We start from the raw sequence: 25340 nt of genomic DNA on the forward strand, positions 1-25340 counted from the left end.
TTTTCAATAATTGTCTGAAAATTTAATAATAGAAAGACTTTTCTAAGAAACTGTCTTTTATAAAAGAATATCCTTGACCCGTCCAATTTCAGATTCTTTCACCACCACAAAAATACTATCACCTAGATACAAGCGAGTTGCGCCATTAACCGTGTAGCTCTTGCCGCTTCGCATTTGCGTGGTAATCAAAATATCTTGGGGAAGTTCGAGTTCATGAACTTGTTTCCCTGCAATCTTTTCGGATACAGGAATCTCAATCAAGGTCAACTCTCCTTCTTCTTGCGCCTTATCAGGTAAGAGTTGCTCCAGCATGGCTTCATAGACTGGTGCTCCATGGAAGAGATCCATGATCATGTAAGCCACCAAGGTCACCATACCCAGTGGCATTAAACTACGAATATCACCGACCATCTCTGTTACCAAAATCATAGCCGTAAGAGGTGCTTTTGAAATAGCTCCGAAATACCCACTCATTCCTAAAATAATAAAGAGGGGCAGCTGATTTTGAGAAATAAAGCCTAGGTTTTGGAGAACAGCACCAACCAACGCCCCTAAAAGAGAACCTAAAGCTAGAATAGGAAGGAAAATCCCACCGGGCAGGCCACTACCATAACTCAACATACTCCAGATAAAACGGAGGACAAAATAGAAGAGAATGGTCAACACCGGATAAGGTAGGTGAGCTAAATCCAAGACCAATTGGTTCCCGCCACCAAGAATCTGAGGAAGAAAATAGCCAATTGGTAGAATCAAAAGAAAGGCAAATAAGGAGGAAGAATGAGTGGGGACATGGAAAATTTTCTCTAGTAAGCGATAGAGGCGACCAATATTCAGAACCACTACTTCATAGACATATCCTGCCGCTCCCAAAAAGACCCCAAGAAAAAGATAAATCCAATATTGGGAGAGAGGAAGAGGAGGAATATTTTGTGGCATATGGAGAACTGGTGTTTGACCAAAGATATTGAGTGAAATGAAGTTAGCAGTCAAACTAGCCGCAAGGGTTGAAATCCAAAAGAAACGTGAAAAATGATGGTAGACCTCTTCGACTACAAATAAGAGCCCCGCTATCGGTGCATTAAAGGCTGCAGCAAGACCTGCAGCGGCACCACTCGCAATCAATGAGCGCTCCTCTACTGGGCTGACCTTCAAATGATGAGCGACACCTTTTCCTCCCATAGCCCCTAATTGAATACTAGGACCTTCACGACCAAGCATCAGGCCACTACCGATAGCTAAAATCCCTAAGATGTACTTCTTCCATAAGGTATCCCACCAACTTACGGCCAAGAGGCCCTTAAGTTCTGCTTCTACTTGCGGTATTCCGGATCCCTTGATATCCCGATTGGTGCGAATTAGGTAACCTGCTAGAAGTACGATCAAGACATACACACCAAGCATTGCTAAAAAATAGAGAGGATGACGAGGCATTTCCGTGTAAACCCCTTGAACAAAATGGAATGTATGTTCGATCAAGAAGCGAAAACTTGAGACAATGCATCCTACCACAATACCAACTAGAACACCTCTTACAACATGAGCTACAATTGAACTAGAGGCAAACCGAAATTCATTTTTTATAGATTCATCTTTTGCAGACATCCTATACTCCTTCACATTCTAATCTTCTTTATTATACCTCATTTCACCGCCTCTGAATACATGAAATAAAATAAAAAACAGAACTAGTCCACTACTAGCCCTGTTTAAAATTCATTATTCAGCAGTTAAAGCTGCCATTGTGATGTAGTTGTATGGTTTATTGAAGTGTGGCAAGAAGAACAAGTCAGTCAAAGCCAATTTATCAATTGTCACGTGTTCTTGAATCGCAAGTGAGAACATATGAATTCCCATTGAGATTGCACTATCACGTGATACCATTTGAGCACCAAGGATTTGACGGTTGTCTTTATTGTAGACAATCTTGATTCCAACTTCATGGTTATCGTGTTTGATAAATTCAGGTTTTTGTAGGTCGTTGAATCCTGTTTCACCAGCGTTGAAACCAGCAGCTTTTGCTTTTTCAAGTGTCAAACCAGTTGAAACCATGTGAAGGCCGTAGATAGAGATACCGTTAGAACCTTGAACACCGATTCCTTCCAATTCGTGACCAGTTGCGTTGTAAGCACCCACAATACCAGAACGAACCGCGTTAGATGCAAGAGCGATGTAACTCATTTCATCACGCGCATTGTCGTAGATTGTCGCACAGTCACCAACAGCGTATACACCTGGAAGTGAAGTTTCTTGCTTCTTATCAACAAGGAAGGCACCATTGCGGAAGAGTTCGATCTTACCATCAGCAAGAGCTGTGTTAGGACGGAAACCAACTGCCAAGATCACCATATCTACATCGAAAGTTTCTTTATCAGTCACAAGACGTTCTACTTTACCATTTCCTTCAACTGCTTGAACGGTTTGCCCAAGAGCCAAACGGATGTTGTTGTCTTCCAAGTTCTTCGCCATGATGTCTGTAAAGTCTTTGTCGTAGTATCCGTTCAAGACAGTATCTACGATATCAACCAAGACAACTTCTTTTCCAAGACGCTCAAAAGCTTCAGCTAACTCAACACCGATGTACCCACCACCAACTACGGCAATGCGGTTCAAGTGTTTGCTGTTGTCTTTCAATTTTTTAATAACTTCTTCAGCATTTTGGTACAATTTAACAAATTGAAGGTTTTCAAGAGTCGCCTTGAACTCACGGTTACCAGGAACAATTTCAACTCCTTTGATCGGAGGAATGATTGGTGTTGAACCAGTCGCAAAGATCAATTTTTCGTATGATTCTTTGTGTTCTTTACCATCAACTTCTGCTGTCACAACTTTTTTGTCATAATCGATTGAAAGAACAGGTGAGTTCATATACACTTTTGCACCTTTAGCTTCCAATTTTTCTTTGTCAGAGTAGAAAAGACCTTCAGGACCATCGATTTGTTCACCGATCCAAAGCGCCATTCCGCAACCAAGGAATGAAATGTTAGAGTTTTGGTCGAAAACTACAATTTCATTTTCATATCCAAAATTATCTAACATAGTGTTGATACATGCTGTTCCGGCATGGTTTGCCCCTACAACAACGATTTTACTCATAGAAAAAGTCCTACCTTTAATTTAATTTACCTCTTGAGTATATCATAAAAATGATATCGTTTACAATGATTTTGCTTAAAATTTGTGATTTTTTTTTCAAATTCATAAGAATTGTAGATTTCACATACTATAAAAAAAGTCAAATAATATGCTTAAAACGATTGTGAAAACGATATCTTTTTGATATACTGTAAGTAAGTGAAAATAGGAAAGGATAGATTTTCAGTGGACCTAAGCAGTCAATCTGAACGCTTGATGGGAACAACGATTACTGTTTCGATCCTGCACCCACAAGCAGATAACCTTCTCGCTCGATGTTTTGAGCTTCTCCGTTCTTATGAACACCGCTTCAGTGCCAATGATGCAAGCTCTGAACTCATGGAGGTCAATCATCAAGCGGGTATCTCAGCCGTTCGAGTCCATCCAGATCTTTTTGAACTCATCTCTTTAGGTACCCAGCACAGTCAGGCACCAAAAAGCCATTTAAATATTGCGATTGGTCCTCTTGTTCAGACTTGGAGAATTGGATTTGCTGATGCTAGGCGTCCTGTCCAGAAAGAAATCGACCAAGCCTTGTTGAAGATCAATCCTCAACAAATTCAACTAGATCATGAAAACCATGCTGTCTATCTAACACATCCTGGTATGAAAATTGATCTAGGAGCTTTGGCAAAGGGTTACAGTGCTGATCTCATTGCTGCATTTCTAAAAAGTCAAGGAATCTCGGATGCTTTGATCGACCTGGGTGGCAATATTCTGACAGTCGGTCAGAATCCAATTCGAAAACAGCCCTGGCGAATCGGGATTCAAAATCCTGTTGAACCAAGAGGTCACCACTTACTCTCTCTTTCAATTGAGAACAAGTCTGTCGTAACTTCAGGGATTTACGAGCGTAATTTAGAAGTTGATGGCCAGTCTTTTCACCATATATTCGATAGCAAGACAGGCTATCCTGTTGAAACAGACTTGGCCAGTATTACTATCATATCTGATCAATCCGTAGATGGAGAGATTTGGACCACTCGACTATTTGGGGAAACCCCTTCTTCTATTCTCAACATTGTTGAATCACTCCCTGGTATCGATACCTTATTGGTTTCGCAATCAGGCAAGATCGCTTTTACAAGTGGGCTTCAGTCCTATATATAACGCTATATCAGAAAGGAAATTTATATGACAAAACTAATTGCGATTGTGGGGACCAACTCCAAACGTTCTACAAACCGTCAACTACTTCAATACATGCAAAAGCATTTCGCTAATAAGGCGGATATTGAATTAGTCGAAATCAAAGACATCCCAGTTTTTGACAAACCGGCTGACAAGAAAGTACCAGAAGCTATCTTAGAAATTGTTGCCAAAATCGAGCAAGCTGATGGTGTCATCATCGGTACTCCTGAATACGATCACTCTATTCCAGCTGTTCTGATGAGCGCTTTAGCTTGGCTCTCTTACGGGGTCTTTCCTTTATTGAACAAACCAGTTATGATCACGGGGGCTTCCTACGGTACTTTAGGATCTTCACGTGCCCAATTGCAACTTCGTCAAATCTTAAACGCTCCAGAAATTAAAGCAAATGTTTTGCCAGATGAATTCTTACTTTCACATTCATTGCAAGCCTTCGACCAATATGGAGATCTGGTAGATTTAGAAGTCATTCAACAATTGGATGCTATCTTCGATGACTTCCGTATTTTTGTCAAGATTACAGACAAATTACGGAATGCTCATGAGTTAATTCGCAAATCTGCTGAAAAATTTAACTGGGAAAACTTGTAAAATAGGAGACGATAAGAATGAAATTTGTTGGAATTTTAGGCTCAAACTATGATCAATCATATAACCGTAAACTTTTGGAATTCATGCAACGCCAATTTAAGCTTAAATTTGAATTGGAAATTCTTGAAATTGATGAAGTTCCAATGTTTAACCAAGACGAAAAATGGGACGAAAGCTTCCAATTACGTCTTTTGTACAATAAAATCACTCGTGCAGATGGTGTAATTATTGCAACTCCAGAGCACAACCATACCATTTCAGCTGCTCTCAAATCAGTCCTCGAATGGCTTTCCTTTGAAGTACACCCTTTTGAAAATAAACCAGTCATGGTCGTTGGGGCTTCCTACTATGATCAAGGAACTTCACGAGCTCAGGTTCACCTCCGCAAGATCCTTGACGCTCCGGGTGTCAATGCCTATACCCTTCCAGGAAATGAATTCCTTCTCGGAAAAGCCAAAGAAGCTTTTGACGAAAATGGCAATATCAAAAATGAAGGAACCGTTAAATTCCTTGAAACTTGCTTAGATAATTTTATCAAATACGTTGAGGTTGTGTCCAAATTGAAAAAACCAAAGCCAATTGAACCTGAAGACTTGGATTGTAATCATCCAATTTCTACTACTGTCACTGAGGTCGATCCTGATGATCCAGATTGGGTTGAAAAGGTTGCAGAAATCACAGGAGCTGTTTCTGGTGATACCTATGTGAAACTAGACCATGGTATCCTAACTGTTAATCAAATTGATATGTTCTTGAAAGCTATGCCTTTTGAGTTAACCTACGCAGATGATAACAACCAATTCCTCTACTACAACAATGCCCATCAAGATCCAGATAGTATGTTTGCCAAACGGGTACCACCTCAATCAGGTAGCCGTATGTCAACGGTTCATGGATCTCTTCCACCAGCACGTATGAAAAATGTAGAATGGGTGATTGGGACCCTTCGTAATGGAAACCAAGACTATGTCCGTACTATTGTTCCGGGATCACCTGAAGGGGTGATCAACACCCACAACTACCAAGCTATGTACTATGAAGATGGTTCTTACGCTGGTATTAATGAAATTGTCTTTAACTTTAAACCATGGTTGGACTGGTACCTTCAAACAACTGGTCAACGTCTTGTAGGCGGTAGTGGCCCAATTGCTCCTGCTGGCGGTCATGGGGATGCAGATGCAACTTCAGGTGCCTCTGATGCTGGGGGCCACGGCGACGGAGGCCAAGGGGATACAGATGCTACATCTGGTGCAAGTAACTAAAAAACTACAAAAAAATGAAGCTTGATGCTTCATTTTTTTATTTTAACTCACTGATTATCTTCTTGGCATCTTCGTTTGAAATCGCCCCTAGCTGCACATGCCCAATCTTCCCTTGGCTATCAATGAAGACTTCTGTAGGAATGGAACGTACTTGATAGTTCGCAAAGGCAGAGCCATCTGGATTATACAAGACGGGCACTGATGGATAATCTTGTTGGGCAAACCATTCGACGAACTCTTCTTCTGTTTTTTCCCCTTGGATTCCCGGTGCCATAACCGTGAGAATCACAAAATCTCTATCCTTTTCTTCAACCAATTTATTAAGTTCAGGCATGCTTTGACGACAAGGACCACACCAGGTAGCCCAGAATTTCAAGTAAACCTTTTTTCCTTTATAATCGGAAAGCTTGACTGTATTCCCCTTCATGTCTTTTAGTTCAAAGTCACTGGCTTCTTTTCCTACTAAGGGATGTTTACTTGAGGTTGTGTTGGTCATGGTTTGATTGCTCATATTGTTCATACCACTCTCACTCGATTGCTCCATCGAACAAGCAGACAGTAAAGCGATTGAGAGGATTGAAAAACACGTATATTTGATAAATTTCATAGGTATAATACCTCCATTTGGTTTATGAAAAGATTGAAGACAAGCTATTTAATTGTCCCAAGAGTAATAGAATCCCCATAATAATGATGATGGCTCCACCGATTTTCTTCAGCAACAATAGATGGGGTTTGAGACGATTGAAATAAGGCAATACAAAGCCTGATGCCAGTGCTAAGAGCAAGAATGGGATGGCCATTCCTAGTGTATAGATGAAGAGATAGAGAGCACCCATGAGGGCATCTTGTCCATTGGATGCTGCTAAGGCAAGAACAGAGCCAAGAACAGGCCCGATACAAGGCGTCCAGCCAAAACTAAATCCAAGTCCAAGTAGAAAAGCTGAAAACAATTCATTCTTGTGCTTGTTAGCCCCGAAGTCCATTGTTTTTTGCTTTTCTAAGAAGCTAAAGTGAAAGACTTCCATCTGATGAAGACCAAGGATAATGATCAGCGCTCCCATTACGTAGCGGAACCAGTTGGTATACATAACCTGCCCCAATAAGCCAGCTCCGAAACCTATGATAAGGAAAATAACAGAAATACCTGCGATAAAACACAAGGTCTTAACGATGCCATGCCAGCGTATCTTTTTCCCAAAAATCTGAACGGATTTTTCCTGATCACTTCCTAGCAAAACGCCGATGTAGACCGGGAGCAAAGGAAAGACACAGGGAGAGAAAAAGGAGAGAATCCCTGCCAGAAAGACAGTGAAAGAGAAAACGATTTGATTCATAAAATGCTCCGTATATTGATATGTTAGAAATAGTATAACATGCCCTTCCTTAAATTAAAAATTTCTGCTACGTTTTGGTTTTAAAGAATCCATTTCGTTACTAGTTTCAAAATCAAAAAAACTCTAAAGCAGGTAACTTTAGAGTTTCTAGCAAATCTTATTCTTCTTCTGCGCTTTGTTTATTTGGTAAGAACAGAGAGAGCACAATCCCGACTACTGCTGGAAGTAACCATGGAAGAGACTCCGCAGCAAATGGTAAAGTTTTAATAATGTTAGCTAAGCTTGAAAGTTTAAAGGTACTTGCTAGAACATCTGCAATCGCCACCAAGCTAACTAAGAAAATAGTCAGTTGCATTCCTGGTTTTGAAAGATCGATAAATTTGTTAACAATCACAATCAACACAATGGTAATGGTGATTGGGTAAAGAATCATTAAGACAGGTAATGAATAGGCAATAATGGCGCTCAAGCCAAGGTTGGCAATCGCAAAACCAATCAAAGTAAAGATTGTCGCATAGACCTTGTAAGAGATTTTAGGGAAAGTGTTATGGAAGAATTCCCCTGTTGACACGATCAAACCGGCTGTTGTTGTGAAACAAGTCACCGTCACCATACCTGCGAGGAATATTTGAGCAGCTGGGCCAAAGATAGTCTTGGTCGCTTCTGAAAGGACATAGACCCCTTTATTGGCATCAGATGCCATTACTTTTGCTGGAATTGGGAAATGATTTCCAAGATACCCCAAGCCAATGTATAAAATACTAAAGCCAATGGCTACAACGATCCCAACGATCCAGATGGTTTTAATGTATTCCTTCTTGCTGGTGAAACCAAGTTGATTGAGGGTGGTTACCGCAATCACACTAAAGGCCACTGAAGCAAGGGCATCCAAGGTATTATAGCCTTCAAGGAAACCTTGACCAAAGGCAGATGCTTGGTAGGCTGCTGTTGCCACTTGTGGCGCTTGTGCGCTGTACTTGAGAGCACCGAGGACAACCAGTACAACGATCAAGATCGCAAAGATCGGGGTCAAAATCCGACCAATACTATCTAGGATCTTGGATGGATAGAGAGCAATCAAATAGGCTAAACAGAAATAAACCAAGGTGAAAATGAAGAGACTACCACCAGATTGTCCTAACAAGGGGGCAATCCCAACTTCGTAGGAAACAGTAGCCGTTCTTGGAATGGCAAAGAAGGGGCCAATAGAGAGGTACAAGGCTACCAGATAAACGATAGCAAACCAAGGGGCGATTTTACGTGAAATCTCGTGGACATATCCCTTGGGATTGAGTGTACCGACAATCAAGGTGATGATGGCAATCCCCACTCCTGATAAGACAAATCCAGCAATAGCTGGCCAAAAATGGCTACCCGACTGGGCACCTAGCGCAGGTGGAAAGATCAAATTCCCTGCACCGAAGAAAATACCAAATAACAGCAAACCTGTTAAGGAACCTTTTCGTAACATATGTTCTCCTTTTTATGTTGAATCTTTTCTAGTATAACAGCTTTCTGTCACCACGGCAATTCTTTTTATCTGGATTTATGGATTGCAACATGTAACTTATGGGTTAAGCTATATTATTATGAAATATCAGGGTACAAATTTATATACTTATTTACTTCTTCATCCATTGATTAAAAAAAGCTCCTCTGCTAAGTAACAGAGAAGCACTTTTTTAATCTTCACTAAAGCGACGATATTCAATACGGAAATCAAAGTAATTCTCTGCTTGCAGTTTATGGAAGATGTCCCGATAAGCCTCTTCATCAAATTGATCGCCTCGATAGAGAATTTCAAAGCTAAGTCCATCGTATTCTAAAAAGGCATTAGCAGTTTTAAATCCATTTCGCTTATAGAAATCCATCCGAGACTGACGCTGCTCTATATTGTCGCATTCTTCATCTAAACGTTCCACTTCAAGAATCATGGTCCTTTGGTAAAATTCCACCAATTTTTCGATGATTTCTTGGCCATACCCATGACTCCGTAAGTGTGGCATAATGGCAAAGAAGCTGACGTAAAAGGCCTTGGCATTTGAAATAGCAAAGGCAAATCCGACAAATTCTTCCTCATTGTAAAAAGCAAAAAAATGAGCATCATCATTGTCCGTATAGCGTAAAAACTCCGATAAAGGAATCCGTTCCTCTTCAGGGAAAGCCTCGATATTCAACCGCTCGACTTTATCCAGATCTGAGAACGTTTCAGTGATTAATTGACTGGTTAAGCGCATAAAGCCTCCATTTCTGCTACGATTATAGCAAAAAATGTAAGGGCATTCAACCAAAGACGCTTGTCGCTGTTTTGTGAAGTTGGTATAATGGCACTATGAAAAGAATTCAACGTGTCAATCTCACTGATGATCCTATTTTACCAGCTCTTTTGAGTTTTGCCTTTCCTATTCTCTTATCCAATATCTTCCAACAAGTCTACAATATATCGGATGTTATGATTGTAGGTCGTTTTTTAGGTCAAAGATCACTAGCTGCTGTTGGAGCGACCTCTGCCATTTTTGATTTAATCGTCGGATTTTCTGTCGGTGTTGGCAATGGGATGGGCATCATTATTGCGAGAAATTACGGAGCAAAAAACGAAGACCAATTGAGAAAATCTGTTGCAGCAACTGCTATGATTGGTGGAGTATTAAGTCTCCTTGTTATGCTTATCGGTGCTGTCGGACTCTATCCTCTCCTTCAGTTTTTAGGGACACCTTCTGTTATTTTAGCTCAGTCCTATCTCTATATCTCCACCATTGTGAATGGTGTGGCTGTAACCTTTGCCTATAATCTTTGTGCCGGACTTCTTAGAGCAGTTGGTGATAGCTTGGCCTCTCTCTACTTCTTGATTATCGCCGCCATCCTCAACATCCTTCTGGACCTTCTTTTTATTACCCAGCTCCATCTTGGAGTCCAGTCCGCTGGAATTGCGACTATTATTGCTCAAAGTTTCTCCGCACTTCTTTGTTTCTTTTATATCCGCAAAAAGGTCCCTTTTCTTCTACCAAGTCGAAAAGATTTTGTCTGGGATCAAAGGCTGTATCAGGATTTGATTAGCCAAGGACTGACCATGGGCCTCATGTCTTCGATTGTCTCTATTGGAACCGTCATCTTGCAATCAGCTATCAACAAGCTTGGAATGACCATCATTAGTGCTCAAATCTCAGCTCGCCGGATCATGTCCTTTGCCCTTCTGCCAATGGCCGCTATTTCTACAAGTATGACGACCTTTACCTCGCAAAACTTTGGTGCTAAACAATTCCGACGCATTCAAAAAGGCGTTAAACAAGCTTGTCTCCTCTCTCTTATTTGGTCCATTTTTGTTGCGGTTTTCCTCTTCTTTACAAGCCCCTTCTTTACAAGCCTCATATCTGGATCTAGCGATCCTAAATTAATCGCAAATGCCAGTCTTTATCTGCAGATCAGCTCTTTCTTCTATCCAGTTTTAGGCTGTCTCTTAATTTTAGGAAACACCCTTCAAGGTATTGGCCGCAAATTGACCCCCTTGATCTCTAGCGTTATTGAGTTGACTGGAAAAATTCTCTTTGTGCTCTTGATTATCCCTCATACAGGCTATATAGGAGTCATCCTTTGTGAGCCCTTGATTTGGATTCCAATGACCCTTCAACTGTGGTTTACCTACCACAAAGCCAGACAAAAGCTTCTTGCACCATAAAACGTTACTAGTAAACAGCAAAACAACTTCTGCTCCATTGAACAGAAGTTGTTTTTTTAAGACGTCTATTAGAACAAGCCGATGGCTGTTCCATCAGTAGCCACATCCATATTCAATGCAGCCGGTCGTTTTGGTAAACCAGGCATGGTCATGACATCCCCAGTCAAAGCGACGATAAAGCCGGCTCCCAATTTTGGTACTACTTCACGGATAGTGATTTCAAAGTTTTCAGGAGCTCCCAAGGCATTTGGATTGTCTGAGAAGCTGTATTGGGTTTTGGCCATACAGATCGGCAATTTGTCCCAACCATTTTTAACAATTTGATCAATTTGTGTCTTGGCTTTCTTCTCAAAGTTCACCTTAGTCCCGCGGTAAATCTCCGTCACAATCTTTTCAATTTTTTCTTCTACAGAAAGGTTGTTATCATACAAGCGTGTGTATTGAGCTGGAGTGGTTTCAATGGTCTGAACCAGAGTTTCAGCAAGGTCAACCCCACCGTCAGCACCATTCGCCCATACGCTCGCAAGCTCAACTGGTACTTGAATTTCAGCACATAATTCTTTCAAAGCAGCAACTTCTGCTTCTGTATCGGTGATGAATTCATTGATAGCTACTACTGCAGGAATACCAAACTTACGGATGTTTTCAACGTGGCGTTTCAAGTTTGCAAAACCAGCACGAACAGCGTCAACATTTTCTTGTGCAAGAGCATCTTTGCTAACTCCTCCATTCATCTTAAGAGCACGAATCGTTGCAACAATGACGACAGCATCTGGTGAAGTTGGCAAGTTTGGAGTTTTAATATCGAGGAATTTTTCAGCACCAAGGTCAGCACCAAATCCCGCTTCTGTAATCGTATAGTCAGCTAGGTGAAGAGCTGTTGTCGTCGCCAATACAGAGTTACATCCATGAGCAATATTAGCAAAAGGACCTCCGTGGACAAAGGCAGGCGTTCCATAGATGGTTTGAACCAAGTTTGGCTTGATGGCATCTTTTAGGATCAAGGCAAGCGCTCCTTCCACTTCTATGTCGCGGACATAAACTGGGCTCCGATCATAGCGGTAGCCGATCACAATATTAGCCAAACGGACTTTCAAGTCTTCAATATCTGTCGCCAAGCAAAGGATGGCCATAATTTCAGAAGCAACGGTGATATCGAACCCATCTTCACGCGGAATTCCATTGAGCGGTCCACCAAGACCGACCGATACGTGACGCAAGGCACGGTCATTCAAGTCCACTACCCGCTTCCAGATAATTCGGCGTTGGTCAATACCTAAATCATTTCCTTGATGCAAATGATTGTCTATCAAAGCTGAAAGTGCATTATTTGCCGTTGTAATCGCATGCATGTCACCCGTGAAATGAAGGTTGATGTCTTCCATGGGTAGAACTTGGGCATAACCACCTCCGGCAGCACCACCTTTGATTCCCATAACCGGACCTAAAGAAGGTTCGCGAATGGCAATCATGGTTTTTTTACCGATTTTATTCAAAGCATCTGCAAGACCAATGGTGATGGTTGATTTCCCTTCTCCAGCAGGTGTCGGGTTGATGGCAGTGACTAAAATGAGCTTTCCAACCGGATTTTTCTCAACTTCTCGAATCTTATCAAAGCTCAATTTTGCTTTGTATTTTCCATACAATTCAAGATCATCGTCTTCCAAACCAATTTTCTTCACAACATCCACAATCGGTTGAAGTTCAATGCTTTGAGCAATTTCGATATCTGTTTTCATAAGGGACTCCTTTATATTTGATAGACCTATTATACCTAAAATTCGCGAAAATAAAATTGTTTTTCCATATTTGGAATGAAACGTTCGTTATTTATGTAAATTTTATATCTTTCCATAGCTATTTTTTAGATCTTCAGAACTTTACTTACGTATCTTTTTTGTGTAAAATAAGCATATGCATATTTTAATTACATCTGGTGGGACTAGCGAAGCCATCGACAGCGTACGTTCGATCACCAATCATTCCACTGGGAGTCTGGGCAAAATCATAGCAGAAACTGCTCTTACAAAGGGCCATCAGGTAACTTTGATCACAACCCCTACTGCCCTCAAACCTCAACCTCACCCGCAGCTAAAACTTCTAGTCATCAATAATGTCGAGGAGCTTCACACACACATGCAAAAGGAAGTTCCACATCATCAAGTCTTGATTCATGCCATGGCTGTTTCAGACTACACACCGGTTTATATGACTGGACTTGAAGCTGTTGAAAAAGCTCCAGATCTTCATAGATTTTTACAACAAAAGAATCAGGAAACCAAGATTTCTTCAAAAGAAGAGTATCAAGTGCTCTTTCTAAAGAAAAATCCAAAGATTATTTCACTTGTCAAAGAATGGAATCCCTCTATTCAACTGATTGGCTTTAAACTCTTAGTTGCTGTTCCTTCTGAAGAATTGATTCAGGTAGCACGTGAAAGTTTAGTGAAAAATCATGCCAACATGATTGTAGCCAATGATCTTACCAAGATACAAGATGGTCAGCATCAAGCCTATCTAGTGACAGATGATCGCGTCCTAGAAGCCTCGACCAAAACTGAAATCGCAGAAACCATTCTAAGATTTACAGAGTAAGAAGGAATATATGACACAGATTACATTAGCCGTTACCGGGAGTATTTCCGCCTATAAAGCAGCTGATATTACCAGTCAACTAACCAAATTAGGACTGGAAGTCAAAGTTCTTATGACTCCTGCAGCTAGAAAATTTATTACTCCCCTAACTCTTCAGGTTCTTTCAAAAAATCCAGTCGGTCTAGATGTCATGATTGAAGAGGATCCACAGCGGATTGAGCACATCGACATCGGGAAAGAAACGGACATCTTTCTTGTAGCACCGGCTAGTGCCAATACGATTGCTAAACTTGCCATGGGGCTAGCAGATAATATGGTGACAAGTACAGCTCTAGCCTTGCCTCAAAGAACAAAAAAATTACTAGCCCCCGCTATGAATACAAAAATGCTGGAACACCCAGCTACCCAACGAAATCTAAAACTCTTACAAGACTACGGCTATCAGATTATTCAACCTCGCCATGCTACTCTCGCTTGTGGCGATCAAGGGTCTGGAGCTCTAGCAACTGTAGAATCTATTGTAAAAGCCGTTAAGGAGCATTGTTTATGAGAAAATCATCTTCTATTTCACGAATTGCCATCTTCTTTGCAGTCATGATTACCATTCATTTTGTGACATCCTTCATTCTGCAATTTGTTCCATCAGGAATCCAACCAACCTTGGTTCATATCCCTGTCGTGATCGCATCTATCATTTATGGACCTCGTACAGGTGCTATTCTAGGACTACTCATGGGACTCTTTAGCCTCACCATGAATACACTGGTTTTAACCCCAGCAAGTTATCTCTTTAGTCCTTTTGTCCCTCACGGAAATCTCTACTCCCTTCTCATCGCTTTAGTACCACGTATTCTCATCGGGGTAACACCTTATTTTGTCTATCGATGGTTCCACAATCGTACAGGACTTATGGTAGCGGGGATGATCGGTTCTATGACCAATACTGTATTCGTTTTAAGCGGGATTTACTTCTTCTTTGGGAACAGTTTTGGAGGCGGAATTCAAAATTTCCTTGGCTTGATTGTGTCTACTAACTCACTCATCGAAGTTATTGCGACAGTACTCATTACTAGTGCAGTCGTCCCATCCCTTGAAAAATTAAAATAAAAAGTTAGGTCGAGACAAATTTGTCTGGACCTTTTTTCTATCCAAAATTCCCTTTTTATTTTTGAAAAGATTTACAATTATCGCTAGAATTTTCTGAAAAAATTTGCTATAATGAAAGCGATTAAATATATAGCAAAAAGGAGACGCTTGCATGACTTATCAAGAAAACTACCAAAAATGGCTCGATTTCGCTGAATTGCCTGCTTATCTTCGTGATGAGTTGGTTTCTATGGATGAAAAAACCAAAGAAGATGCCTTCTATACTAACCTTGAATTCGGTACAGCAGGTATGCGTGGTTTGATCGGCGCTGGTACCAACCGTATTAACATTTATGTGGTTCGCCAAGCAACTGAAGGGTTGGCGCAATTGATTGACTCAAAAGGGGAGGACGTTAAAAAACGTGGTGTTGCTATCGCTTATGACAGCCGTCACTTCTCTCCTGAGTTTGCTTTTGAATCTGCTCAAGTTTTGGCAGCTCACGGTATTAAATCTTATGTATTTGAGAGCCTTCGTCCAACACCTGAATTGTCATTCGCAGTACGTCATCTCCACACATTTGCTGGGATCATGGTAACTGCTAGCCACAACCCAGCTCCATTTAACGGATACAAAGTTTATGGTGAAGACGGTGGACAAATGCCACCAGCAGATGCCGATGCCTTGACAGACTACATCCGTGCCATTGAGAATCCTTTCACTGTTCAATTAGCTAACCTCGAAGAAAGCAAAGCCAGTGGCTTAATTGAGGTGATTGGTGAAGCAGTTGATGCCGAATACCTTAAAGAAGTGAAAGACGTTAACATCAACCAAGACTTGATCAATGAGTACGGTCGCGACATGAAGATTGTCTACACGCCACTTCATGGTACTGGTGAAATGTTGGCACGCCGTGCCCTTGCTCAAGCTGGATTTGAAGCAGTTCAAGTTGTTGAAGCTCAAGCGGTTCCTGATGCTGACTTCTCAACTGTTAAATCTCCTAACCCTGAAAGCCAAGCAGCCTTTGCTCTTGCTGAAGAACTTGGTCGAGAAGTGGATGCCGACGTCTTAGTTGCAACAGACCCAGACGCTGACCGCCTTGGTGTCGAAATCCGCCAACCAGATGGTTCTTACCTCAACCTCTCCGGTAACCAAATTGGGGCAATCATTGCCAAATATATTCTTGAAGCCCACAAAACAGCAGGCACACTCCCTGCTAATGCTGCCCTTTGTAAATCAATTGTATCAACTGAATTGGTGACTAAGATTGCAGAAAGCTACGGCGCAACCATGTTTAACGTCTTGACTGGTTTCAAATTTATCGGTGAAAAAATCCATGAATTTGAAACTCAACACAACCACACATACATGCTCGGTTTTGAAGAAAGCTTCGGTTACCTCATCAAACCATTTGTACGTGATAAAGACGCTATCCAAGCCGTATTGATCGTTGCTGAAATCGCAGCTTACTACCGCTCACGTGGTATGACTTTGGCAGATGGTATCGAAGAAATCTATAAACAATATGGTTACTTCGCAGAAAAGACTATCTCTGTTACCCTTTCAGGTGTGGATGGAGCTGCTGAAATCAAGAAAATCATGGATAAATTCCGTGGTAACGCTCCTAAACAATTCAACAACACTGACATTGCTAAGACAGAAGACTTCTTAGAACAAACAGCTACTACTGCTGACGGCGTTGAAAAATTGACAACTCCTCCAAGTAATGTTTTGAAATACTTCTTGGCTGATGATTCATGGTTTGCCGTGCGTCCTTCTGGAACAGAACCAAAAATCAAATTCTACATCGCTACTGTTGGTGAATCTGAAGCAGATGCTAAAGAAAAAATTGCTAACATTGAAGCAGAAATCAATGCCTTTGTAAAATGAGCAAGATAAAAGATGAGATCAAGCAATCTCATCTTTTTTTCGTATCAAAATAAAGCATTTTTTCCTCCTTTATGGCATACTAGATTTATAAGAAAGCGAGGTAATCTCATGGAACAATTTTTAGAAGATATTAAAGATCTTGAAGTAACCACTGTTGCGCGTGCGCAAGAAGCCATCGACACAAAAGAAACAGCAACCTTCTTTATTGGACGCAAGACTTGTCCTTACTGCCGGAAGTTCGCTGCTAAATTAGCAACGGTCGTAGCTGAAACAAAAGCTCATATCTACTTTATTAATAGTGAAGAACCAAGTCAACTTGATGCTTTGCAAGCCTTCCGTTCTACCTATGGTATTCCAACTGTCCCAGGTTTCCTTCATACAGAAGACGGAAAAGTCAGTGTGCGTTGTGACTCTTCTATGTCAGAAGAAGAAATCAAAGCCTTTGCTCATTTATAAGAAAAAATAGCTAGAGAATCATCTCTAGCTATTTTTCGTTTTCAATAAAAATTGTCAAAATCTTTTAATCAAACTATTTTAATAAATCTTCTTTTCTTTTAAGAAAAATATTGGAAATTCATGCTCCTCTAGCCCATCATCAAGATTAAAATGTTTTGTATACCATTTTCTATATCTTTTAAAAAGTAATTCTAATATAGCGATTAGCACAAATAACAGGATGAAGATGATACAAAAATAGATTTTATTTTCGTTATTGAACTCTGTTATATTAAAATGTATTATAAAATAAAAATATATAAAGGTACAGATGGGCAATAAATTTAAATAAAGCAAATAACTGAGTAAGAATAGAAATTGGTGCTTCTTTGATCTTTTCATGTAATGCATTTTATATGATCTTGTTATTTTATTAAATAAAGGAAATCTCCCTCTGCCAAATCTATTATATTTTGGTGAGGCGTGGTAACCACACCAGTGAAGGATTTTAAAATTTAACTCACGAATCAGGAAAAATAAATTGTAACAAATAAAGCAACAAATTAAGATAGAACTGATTTTTGTATGATTAAAATACAATACGCGAATATAAGCAAAATATGCAAAAGCCAAAAAATAATTGAAACAAGCTAATATAAAATAGAGAATACAAGCAAATATACTACGAGTTCCTATAAAATTTTTATCTGAATAATCTGGTCTATACTCCATATAAGTTACATAATCCTATTCTTTCTTCATAAACTTATGCTCTAAATTGAGATGAACCTTTATTTATTAAAGGCTTCCCAAATCTTTTGCTGGGGTTTGGCAAAAGGATAGGCCGAAAATTCTTCTGGTAGCAACCAAACAGTCGATTCACTTGTTGCTTGCTCTCCTTCTTTTACCAGGCCGTAACGAAGTTGAACCTGCCACTTGCGATGCGAAAAGACATGCTGAACGATAGGATAAGACCTATCCTGCCAATCAATGAGCAAATCATAGTCCTGCTCAAAGGAGAGAATTTCGGGGTTGTCTACTAAATGACCCTGCCCATCCAGTAGTGACAATTGGCCTAGGTTCTCAGATAGGCTATCCACTTCGATCAAAGGGAAATGCCAAAAACCTGACAAAAGCCCTTCTCGCTCATTTTTCTCCAGCAAATAGCGCCCTTGGCTATCCTTGATAATAAAGGCTGTTAGATAGACAGGTATCGGTTTCTTCTTAGGAGCCTTAATGGGATAACGATCCATGGTTCCATGTTGATAAGCCGCGCTAAACTCTTTTACAGGACTCTCTTCCGGCCGTGGATTGATTGGAGATTCAATATCTGAGCCCAAATCCATCAAGGCTTGATTGAAGTCACCAGGACGGTCTGGATCAATCAAGAACTCCATCATGGCTTGAAAAATTTTGCGATTGGTCGGGACTCCAATATCGTAGTCCACCTCAAACAAGCGTGCTAGAACACGCATGACATTACCATCCACTGCTGGCTCTGGCAAGGCAAAAGCAATACTGGCAATGGCACCAGCTGTATAAGGACCAATTCCCTTCAGTTTTGAAATAGTTTCATAAGTGGCTGGGAACACACCCCCATGGTCCTCCATGATTTGCTGAGCAGCTTTCTGCATGTTGCGGACCCGTGAGTAATAGCCCAAGCCTTCCCAAGCTTTTAAGAGTTTTTCTTCAGGAGCTTGAGCCAAATCAGCTACCGTCGGAAACCAGTCTAAAAAACGCTCATAATAAGGAATTACTGTATCCACTCGTGTCTGTTGGAGCATAATCTCTGAGATCCATATTTTATAAGGATCCTGCGTCCTTCTCCAAGGAAGATCTCTTTTATTGCCATCATACCAGGCTAATAACTTTTCTCGGAAAGAGGCAATTTTTTCCTCCTCCCACATGGTAATCCCATAGTCTTTTAAATCCATCATATTCCTAGTATACCACAGAATCGTATTGAGCTAAGGAATTCTGATTTGCACATAAAAAGACTCAGGGAAGTCCTGAGTCAAGTCGGTTTTACTGTTCTACTGCTTGAGCCGCTGTGATCAAGGTCAATTTGTAGACATCATCAGCATTACAGCCACGAGATAGGTCGTTTACTGGCTTGTTCAATCCTTGCAATACTGGACCAACCGCTGCAAAGCCTCCAAGACGTTCTGCCATCTTGTAACCGATGTTACCAGCTTCAATACCTGGGAAGATAAAGACATTGGCTTGTCCTGCTACCTTGCTTCCTGGAGCTTTCAATGCTGCTGTTTCCGGTACAAAGGCTGCATCAAATTGCAATTCTCCATCAATTTCTAAGTCAGGACGAAGCTCATGAGCGATTTTGGTCGCAGCAACTACCTTATCAACGCTCTCACCAAAACCAGAACCTTTTGTAGAATAGCTTAACATAGCGATTTTGGGATCGATACCAAACATTTTTGCTGTAATGGCAGAGTTGATGGCAATTTCAGCCAAGCCTTCAGCATCTGGATTGATGTTAATCGCACAGTCCCCAAACAAGTAACGTTCAGAGCCACGAACCATGAGGAAGGCACCAGATGTCCGGCTAACGTTTGGACGTGTTTTAATGATTTGAAGAGCCGGACGAACGGTTGCAGCTGTTGAGTGGATGGCTCCAGAGACCATACCGTCGACAATTCCCATATGAACCAACATAACCCCAAAGTAGTTAACGTCATCTTTCAAGATTTGACGGGCTTCTTCTTCTGTCATTTTCCCATTACGTCGCTCAACTAAGGAAGCTACCATCTCTTCAAAATCGGAATACGTTTGAGGATTGATGACTTCATATCCTTCTAAAATTCCTTCAATTTCAAGATAAATACCAATCTTGTCAGGATTCCCAAGCAATACAGGCGTTACGTCTGTTTCTTTGACAATGCGTTTTGCTGCTTGCAGAATACGAGGCTCTTCACCTTCTGGTAATACAATACGAGCATTTTTACCAATAAGATTGGCTTTGAGATTTTCAAAAACTTCCATGAGTTTCTCCTTCTAATAATTAATGACACTTTTTGAGCTGCTCTAATACAGCTTGAAAATCGGGAGGCAGAGGACTTTCTATGACCAACTCCTCCCCTAAAAATGGATGATAATAAGATAAACGGTGACAATGGAGAGCCTGACGCTCGATGCCATCTTCTAAACTCCCACCATAAAGATCATCCCCTAACAGTGGAAAACCAATATGGGAAAAATGAACCCGAATTTGATGGGTCCGACCTGTGTGCAACTGGATATCTACCAGATGAATCTTGCCAAAAGATTGAACGACTTGGTAGCTAGTATGGGCATATTTACCACCCTTAGCGACCTTTCGAGTAATAATCGAATCTTCATCACGCGCAATGGGGGCAATAATCTCTCCAACTGGATCTAACTGGCCATCTCCCTTAATCAAGGCATAGTAGCGTTTCTGAATGGTCTTGGCCTGTAATTGCTTATCTAAACGAGCATGAGCATAACCGTGTTTGGCAAAGAGCATAACGCCACTCGTATCCTTATCCAAGCGCGTAACAATATGTACCTGCTGATTCTCATATCCCTGTTTTACATAATAGCCCTTCACAATGTTTGCCAAGGTATTGGAATGAATCGCACTTGGAATCGAGGCGATGCCAAAGGGTTTGTTTAAGACCAAAAAATGATCATCTTCAAACAAAATATCCAAAGGACGATCCAGGGGTTTTAAAGTTTCAAAACTTTCTTCTGCTGGAATATCAATGATCAAGTGATCGCCAATATCTAACAAATAAACAGCGTTTTCTGGCCGACCATTGACAAGGATCTGGCCACCACGAAACTTGATCTTGGCTAAGAGCCCCTTAGAAACCTCGTGCTTTTTCAAGAAAGTCTTGACCTTGACATGCTCATCGACAATGAATTCAAATCTCATTCCCGATCATCTCCGATAAAGGCATCCTTGACCCGATTCCAGAAGCTGGTATGACTAGAACTAGCCACAAAATTGATCTTATGGTTGTCAATCTGGTACTCCACCTTTGCTATATTTCGATAGGAATAAGTTGAATTGTCAACAGAGATAATGTGGAAGCCAGGTCTCGTCGGTGTAATCTCAATCTTATCCTTTTTAGGGACAATAACCGAAGAACCCAAAGTCCGATAGACACGATTGTTGAGACTGGCAATCTCTGCAATCTGCAATGCCTCAATGGTTGGGTGAAGAACGGCTCCTCCCAAGGATTTATTATAAGCCGTACTTCCTGTGGGAGTCGAAACGGTAATTCCGTCTCCTCTGAAGCGCTCAAAATCCACTCCATTAATCGTGAGATCAGCAACCATGGTCCGGTCGCTTCTCTTAATCGTTGCTTCGTTCAAGGCTCTCATGGTACGGGTTTCACCATTGTCGAACGTTAACTTGACATTCAAAATAGGGTAGGAAACTTTAGCCCCGGTATCATACTTTAAATTCTCAACTAGCTTATCGATCTCACTATCCAAGTAATCCGTATAGAATCCTAAGTGTCCAGTATGGACGCCAATAAAGCGAACCCGATCCAACTGGTGTTCATACTTGTGAAAAGCCGATAGCAACATCCCATCTCCACCAATGGAAATCACAATATCCGGATGCTTTTCCGTCAAAATAAAATTATTTTTCCGAAGTTTGTAGCGCAATTGCTGAAAAACCTCTTCGCTTTGACGCTTGCGATTGCGAATAATGGATACTTTTTTACCTGTAGTCTTCATCTGTGTCATCACTATTTCCAACGCCATCATTTAACTTACGATGAAGTGGATCAAACAGGGCTTGAGCCTCCTGAATCGCATCCCGAATCGCTCCCATCTCTTCATCCAAGAGATAGGCCAGGTTTGCAGTCGTCTCTAAGCGTTTTTTGATCTCGTCTGGAAAGTCTCCTTTATATTTATAATTGAGCGAGTGTTCAATCGTTGCCCAAAAATTCATGGACAAGGTCCGAATTTGAATCTCTGCTAAGATTGTCTCATTACCATCAATGGTATCGACCGGATACTCTACCACAACGTGGTAACTCCGGTAACCACTTGATTTCTTGTGGCGAATGTAATCTCTCTCTTGGACCACGCGCATGTCCTGCCGTTGTCTCAAAACTTCTAGAATCTCTTCGACATCGTCTACGAACTGGACCATGATGCGAAGACCTGCAATATCCTGCATATCCTGCGCCAGATTTTCTTCAGAGATATTTCTTCGGATCATCTTTTCTCGGATGCTCTCGATCGGTTTGACACGGCCAGTGACAAACTCAATTGGAGAATGCTTTTGTTGCTTACGATATTGTTTACGAATCCCACGCAGTTTGATTTTTAATTCCCCAACTGCTTGGATATAAGGGTCTAAGAAGTTTTCCCAATCAATTGCCATCCTACCACCTTGTAATCTGAACCATTTTTGTATACAATAAACACATCTCTTATTATATCATGAATCGCTTTCGAAAAAAAGCAAAGGACTATAAAATGAATCATTTAGAAATTGAATACAAAACCTTGCTAGACAAGGACGAATACCAATCCCTCCTTCCACTTTTTACAGATACAGAATTGGTTGTCCAAACCAACCACTATATCGACACACCAGACCAGCTCATCCGCCAAGAAAAAATGGCCTTACGGGTTCGTACCTTCACCAATCAGGCGGAATTGACTCTCAAAGTCCCAGAAACAGTTGGCCATTTTGAATACAATCAAAATCTAAGTCAAGAAGAAACCAAAGCCATCCTTCAGAATAAAGAGTTTCCTGATGGAGAAATCAAAAACCTCTTGGAGTCAAAAGGAATCCCAGTTGAACAACTTGTTGTCTGGGGAAGCCTGACAACAGAACGATTCGAAAAAGAAACAGCTGCAGGCTTGGTGGCACTCGACCACAGTCTATATCTAGACACTGAAGACTATGAGTTGGAAATTGAGGTGGAAACTGCTGAACAGGAAGAAAATTTTCATCAGTTCATTTCAGACCATGGAATCGTCTACAAGGCTGCAAAAAATAAAATAGCTAGATTAGCGGAAAGATTGTAAAATAGCTGAAATTATCGCAAATTTTTGCTAAAATAGTGCTAAGATTAAAAATCTAAATGAGGTTAGAATCACATGTCAGATAAAAAAAATATGAAACTCTTCTCTCTCAATTCAAACCCAGAGATTGCGCAAAAAATCGCGGATCATGCTGGGGTTCCACTTGGGAAAATTTCATCCCGTCAGTTCTCAGATGGGGAAATCCAAGTCAATATTGAAGAGAGTGTTCGTGGATATGATATTTATATCATCCAATCAACCAGTTTCCCTGTCAACAATCACTTGATGGAACTGTTAATCATGGTCGATGCTTGCCAGCGGGCTAGTGCGAATACTGTCAATGTGGTCATGCCTTATTTTGGTTATGCTCGTCAAGACCGAACTGCTGCTCCTCGCGAACCAATTACAGCTAAACTCGTTGCAAACATGTTGGTCAAAGCTGGGGTAGATCGCGTCGTAACACTAGATCTCCATGCAGTGCAAGTTCAAGGTTTCTTTGATATTGCCGTGGATAACCTCTTTACCATTCCACTCTTTGCAGAGCACTACATTAACAAAGGCCTGACAGGTCCAGATGTCGTAGTCGTGAGTCCTAAAAACTCTGGAGTTAAACGTGCTCGTAGTTTGGCTGAATATCTTGATGCTCCAATCGCGATTATTGATTATGAACAAGATGATGCTAATCGTGATTATGGCTATATCATCGGAGATGTCAAAGATAAAAAAGCCATCTTGATTGACGATATCCTCAATACTGGGAAAACTTTCTCAGAAGCTGCGAAAATCGTTGAACGCGAAGGCGCTACTGAGATTTATGCTGTTTCAAGTCATGGCTTGTTTGTAAAAGGCGCTCTTGAACTACTAGACCAAGCTCCAATCAAGGAAATCTTGGTAACGGATTCTGTTGCTCCAAATGGACCAACTCCTAAAAACATTAACTATCTGACAGCTAGCGAACTAATCGCTGAAGCTATTGTTCGCATTCAAGAAAGAAAACCTGTTAGTCCTCTATTTGCCTACCATAAGAAATAAGGTCTGAATGTGATATATTTTGATAATGCCGCAACAACCCCCCTGCTTCCAGAAGTTATCTCCAAGATGACGGAAACGATGGCTTCCACATTTGGAAATCCATCCAGTCTTCATGCTCATGGACGAATGGCTAGTAAGCTCCTCCGAGAGTCTCGTGAGCAAATTGCTCAGTCTCTCCATACCCTTCCAAATCGTATTTTCTTTACTTCTGGGGGATCAGAAAGCAATAATACTGTTATTAAAGGCTATTGCTTGAAACACCAGGCAGATGGCAAACACATCATTACGACCGCTTTGGAACACCATGCTGTTTTAGAACCCATTGAATACCTTGTGGATCGTTTCGGATTTGAAGTCACGATCGTTCAACCAAGAGAAGGGCGTATTCAAGCAAGTGATATCAAAGCAGCACTTAGACCAGATACCATTCTCGTCTCTACCATGTTTGCCAATAACGAAACTGGGGATCTCTTGCCAATTAAGCAAATTGGAGAACTGTTAGAAGATCATCCAGCTGCCTTTCATGTCGATGCTGTCCAAGCAATCGGAAAGCTTCCTGTCTATCCTGAAGAGTTTGGAATCGATTTTCTCAGTGCTTCTGCTCATAAATTCCATGGTCCCAAGGGAGTTGGCTTTCTTTATGCTTCTATCCCTGATTTTGACAACCTCTTACATGGTGGGGATCAAGAAAGCAAGATGAGAGCTAGTACCGAAAATCTTATTTCCGTTGCTGGAATGGCGACAGCTCTCCAAGAAGCTACCCTTCATCAAGAAGAAAATTTCCACCAGGTTCAAAAACTAGGTCAGGAATTGCTCAATGGGTTAGCTGATTACAACTACTACTTAAATGCGAGTGATCATCATCTTCCCTTCGTATGGAACCTTGGTTTTCCAGGGGTGCAAAATGATGTCTTACTGATGAGACTGGATTTAGCTGGTATTTCCGTATCCACTGGTTCTGCTTGTACTGCTGGTACCGTGCAACCCAGCCATGTTCTTGAGGCCCTTTACGGAAAAGATAGTTCACGCTTAAAAGAATCCCTTCGAATTAGTTTTTCAGAACTCAATACTTTAGAGGAGGTTCAAGACTTCCTCGCAAAACTAAAAGAAATTTTATCATAGGAGAA

The 25340-nt window shown here is 41.0% G+C and carries 24 protein-coding genes; 12 read left to right on the forward strand and 12 right to left on the reverse strand.

Annotated features, from left to right (window positions below; all coding sequences use genetic code 11):
- Positions 1–57: 57 nt before the first annotated feature.
- Complete coding sequence (locus tag QM968_RS01065; protein WP_414381527.1) at positions 58–1602, reverse strand: ClC family H(+)/Cl(-) exchange transporter; 1545 nt, start codon at positions 1600–1602, stop codon at positions 58–60.
- A gap of 114 nt (positions 1603–1716) precedes the next feature.
- The gene (gene nox / locus QM968_RS01070) at positions 1717–3093 is read right to left on the reverse strand and encodes a H2O-forming NADH oxidase (protein WP_414381529.1); all 1377 of its coding nucleotides are present in this window, start codon (positions 3091–3093) and stop codon (positions 1717–1719) included.
- 225 nt (positions 3094–3318) lie between these two features.
- Between nox and QM968_RS01075 the strand changes: the two genes are divergently transcribed.
- The 3 genes from QM968_RS01075 to QM968_RS01085 are packed head-to-tail and all read left to right on the forward strand — an operon-like array spanning position 3319 to position 6134.
- Entirely contained in the window at positions 3319–4242 is a 924-nt protein-coding gene (locus tag QM968_RS01075) for an FAD:protein FMN transferase (protein ID WP_414381532.1), read from the forward strand.
- A gap of 24 nt (positions 4243–4266) precedes the next feature.
- A complete protein-coding gene (locus tag QM968_RS01080) occupies positions 4267–4872 on the forward strand; it encodes an NADPH-dependent FMN reductase (RefSeq protein ID WP_009730995.1) in 606 nt (201 codons plus the stop codon).
- 17 nt (positions 4873–4889) lie between these two features.
- Positions 4890–6134, forward strand: a complete 1245-nt coding sequence (locus QM968_RS01085; protein WP_009730994.1) for an NAD(P)H-dependent oxidoreductase — start codon at positions 4890–4892, stop codon at positions 6132–6134.
- Between the two features lie 37 nt (positions 6135–6171).
- On the opposite strand, the gene QM968_RS01090 is transcribed toward QM968_RS01085, so the two are convergent.
- The 4 genes from QM968_RS01090 to QM968_RS01105 form a co-directional block, all read right to left on the reverse strand.
- Positions 6172–6741 carry a TlpA family protein disulfide reductase gene (locus QM968_RS01090; protein ID WP_414381536.1) on the reverse strand — a complete coding sequence of 190 codons (570 nt, stop codon included), beginning with the start codon at positions 6739–6741 and terminating at the stop codon, positions 6172–6174.
- Positions 6742–6763: 22 nt separating this feature from the next.
- Entirely contained in the window at positions 6764–7471 is a 708-nt protein-coding gene (gene ccdA2 / locus QM968_RS01095) for a thiol-disulfide oxidoreductase-associated membrane protein CcdA2 (RefSeq protein WP_414381539.1), read from the reverse strand.
- 157 nt (positions 7472–7628) lie between these two features.
- On the reverse strand, positions 7629–8942 hold the full coding sequence (brnQ, locus tag QM968_RS01100; RefSeq protein ID WP_414381542.1) for a branched-chain amino acid transport system II carrier protein: 1314 nt from the start codon (positions 8940–8942) through the stop codon (positions 7629–7631).
- Between the two features lie 211 nt (positions 8943–9153).
- Positions 9154–9708 (reverse strand): GNAT family N-acetyltransferase, encoded by a 555-nt coding sequence (locus QM968_RS01105; RefSeq protein ID WP_414381545.1) that lies wholly within the window; start codon positions 9706–9708, stop codon positions 9154–9156.
- Positions 9709–9803: 95 nt separating this feature from the next.
- Here QM968_RS01105 and QM968_RS01110 point away from each other — a divergent pair, with 95 nt between their 5' ends.
- Positions 9804–11147 (forward strand): MATE family efflux transporter, encoded by a 1344-nt coding sequence (locus QM968_RS01110; protein ID WP_414381548.1) that lies wholly within the window; start codon positions 9804–9806, stop codon positions 11145–11147.
- Between the two features lie 68 nt (positions 11148–11215).
- On the opposite strand, the gene QM968_RS01115 is transcribed toward QM968_RS01110, so the two are convergent.
- Positions 11216–12886, reverse strand: coding sequence for a formate--tetrahydrofolate ligase (locus QM968_RS01115; RefSeq protein WP_414381551.1), 1671 nt, complete (start codon positions 12884–12886; stop codon positions 11216–11218).
- Between the two features lie 175 nt (positions 12887–13061).
- On the opposite strand from QM968_RS01115, the gene QM968_RS01120 reads away from it, so the two are divergent.
- The 5 genes from QM968_RS01120 (at position 13062) to QM968_RS01140 (ending at position 17169) form a co-directional block, all read left to right on the forward strand.
- Positions 13062–13739, forward strand: a complete 678-nt coding sequence (locus tag QM968_RS01120) for a phosphopantothenate--cysteine ligase (protein WP_414381554.1) — start codon at positions 13062–13064, stop codon at positions 13737–13739.
- 10 nt (positions 13740–13749) lie between these two features.
- Positions 13750–14289, forward strand: a complete 540-nt coding sequence (gene coaC / locus QM968_RS01125; RefSeq protein ID WP_414381557.1) for a phosphopantothenoylcysteine decarboxylase — start codon at positions 13750–13752, stop codon at positions 14287–14289.
- The gene (locus QM968_RS01130; RefSeq protein ID WP_009730985.1) at positions 14286–14846 is read left to right on the forward strand and encodes an ECF transporter S component; all 561 of its coding nucleotides are present in this window, start codon (positions 14286–14288) and stop codon (positions 14844–14846) included. The genes coaC and QM968_RS01130 overlap by 4 nt, the downstream gene beginning before the upstream one ends.
- Positions 14847–14997: 151 nt before the next feature.
- The gene (locus QM968_RS01135) at positions 14998–16713 is read left to right on the forward strand and encodes a phospho-sugar mutase (RefSeq protein ID WP_414381560.1); all 1716 of its coding nucleotides are present in this window, start codon (positions 14998–15000) and stop codon (positions 16711–16713) included.
- A gap of 108 nt (positions 16714–16821) precedes the next feature.
- On the forward strand, positions 16822–17169 hold the full coding sequence (locus QM968_RS01140) for a thioredoxin (protein ID WP_414381562.1): 348 nt from the start codon (positions 16822–16824) through the stop codon (positions 17167–17169).
- A 770-nt stretch (positions 17170–17939) separates the two neighbouring features.
- Here QM968_RS01140 and mutY read toward each other — a convergent pair.
- From mutY to QM968_RS01165, 5 genes are all read right to left on the reverse strand, one after another.
- Complete coding sequence (gene mutY / locus QM968_RS01145; protein WP_414381565.1) at positions 17940–19085, reverse strand: A/G-specific adenine glycosylase; 1146 nt, start codon at positions 19083–19085, stop codon at positions 17940–17942.
- Positions 19086–19173: 88 nt separating this feature from the next.
- Positions 19174–20148, reverse strand: coding sequence for a phosphate acetyltransferase (pta, locus tag QM968_RS01150; RefSeq protein WP_414381568.1), 975 nt, complete (start codon positions 20146–20148; stop codon positions 19174–19176).
- Between the two features lie 19 nt (positions 20149–20167).
- Positions 20168–21061, reverse strand: coding sequence for an RluA family pseudouridine synthase (locus QM968_RS01155; RefSeq protein ID WP_414381571.1), 894 nt, complete (start codon positions 21059–21061; stop codon positions 20168–20170).
- The gene (locus tag QM968_RS01160) at positions 21058–21876 is read right to left on the reverse strand and encodes an NAD kinase (RefSeq protein ID WP_332251624.1); all 819 of its coding nucleotides are present in this window, start codon (positions 21874–21876) and stop codon (positions 21058–21060) included. The genes QM968_RS01155 and QM968_RS01160 overlap by 4 nt, the downstream gene beginning before the upstream one ends.
- A complete protein-coding gene (locus QM968_RS01165) occupies positions 21860–22531 on the reverse strand; it encodes a GTP pyrophosphokinase family protein (protein WP_023918039.1) in 672 nt (223 codons plus the stop codon). The genes QM968_RS01160 and QM968_RS01165 overlap by 17 nt, the downstream gene beginning before the upstream one ends.
- Positions 22532–22626: 95 nt before the next feature.
- Here QM968_RS01165 and QM968_RS01170 point away from each other — a divergent pair, with 95 nt between their 5' ends.
- The 3 genes from QM968_RS01170 to QM968_RS01180 all read left to right on the forward strand — a co-directional run bounded on the left by QM968_RS01170 (position 22627) and on the right by QM968_RS01180 (position 25335).
- Entirely contained in the window at positions 22627–23184 is a 558-nt protein-coding gene (locus QM968_RS01170; RefSeq protein WP_414381574.1) for a CYTH domain-containing protein, read from the forward strand.
- Positions 23185–23256: 72 nt separating this feature from the next.
- Positions 23257–24213, forward strand: a complete 957-nt coding sequence (locus QM968_RS01175; protein WP_414381577.1) for a ribose-phosphate diphosphokinase — start codon at positions 23257–23259, stop codon at positions 24211–24213.
- Between the two features lie 9 nt (positions 24214–24222).
- Positions 24223–25335, forward strand: coding sequence for a cysteine desulfurase family protein (locus tag QM968_RS01180; RefSeq protein WP_414381580.1), 1113 nt, complete (start codon positions 24223–24225; stop codon positions 25333–25335).
- Positions 25336–25340 lie beyond the last annotated feature (5 nt).

Source organism: Streptococcus sp. OMI870, from assembly GCF_047460295.1.
Classification (GTDB): Bacteria; Bacillota; Bacilli; order Lactobacillales; family Streptococcaceae; genus Streptococcus.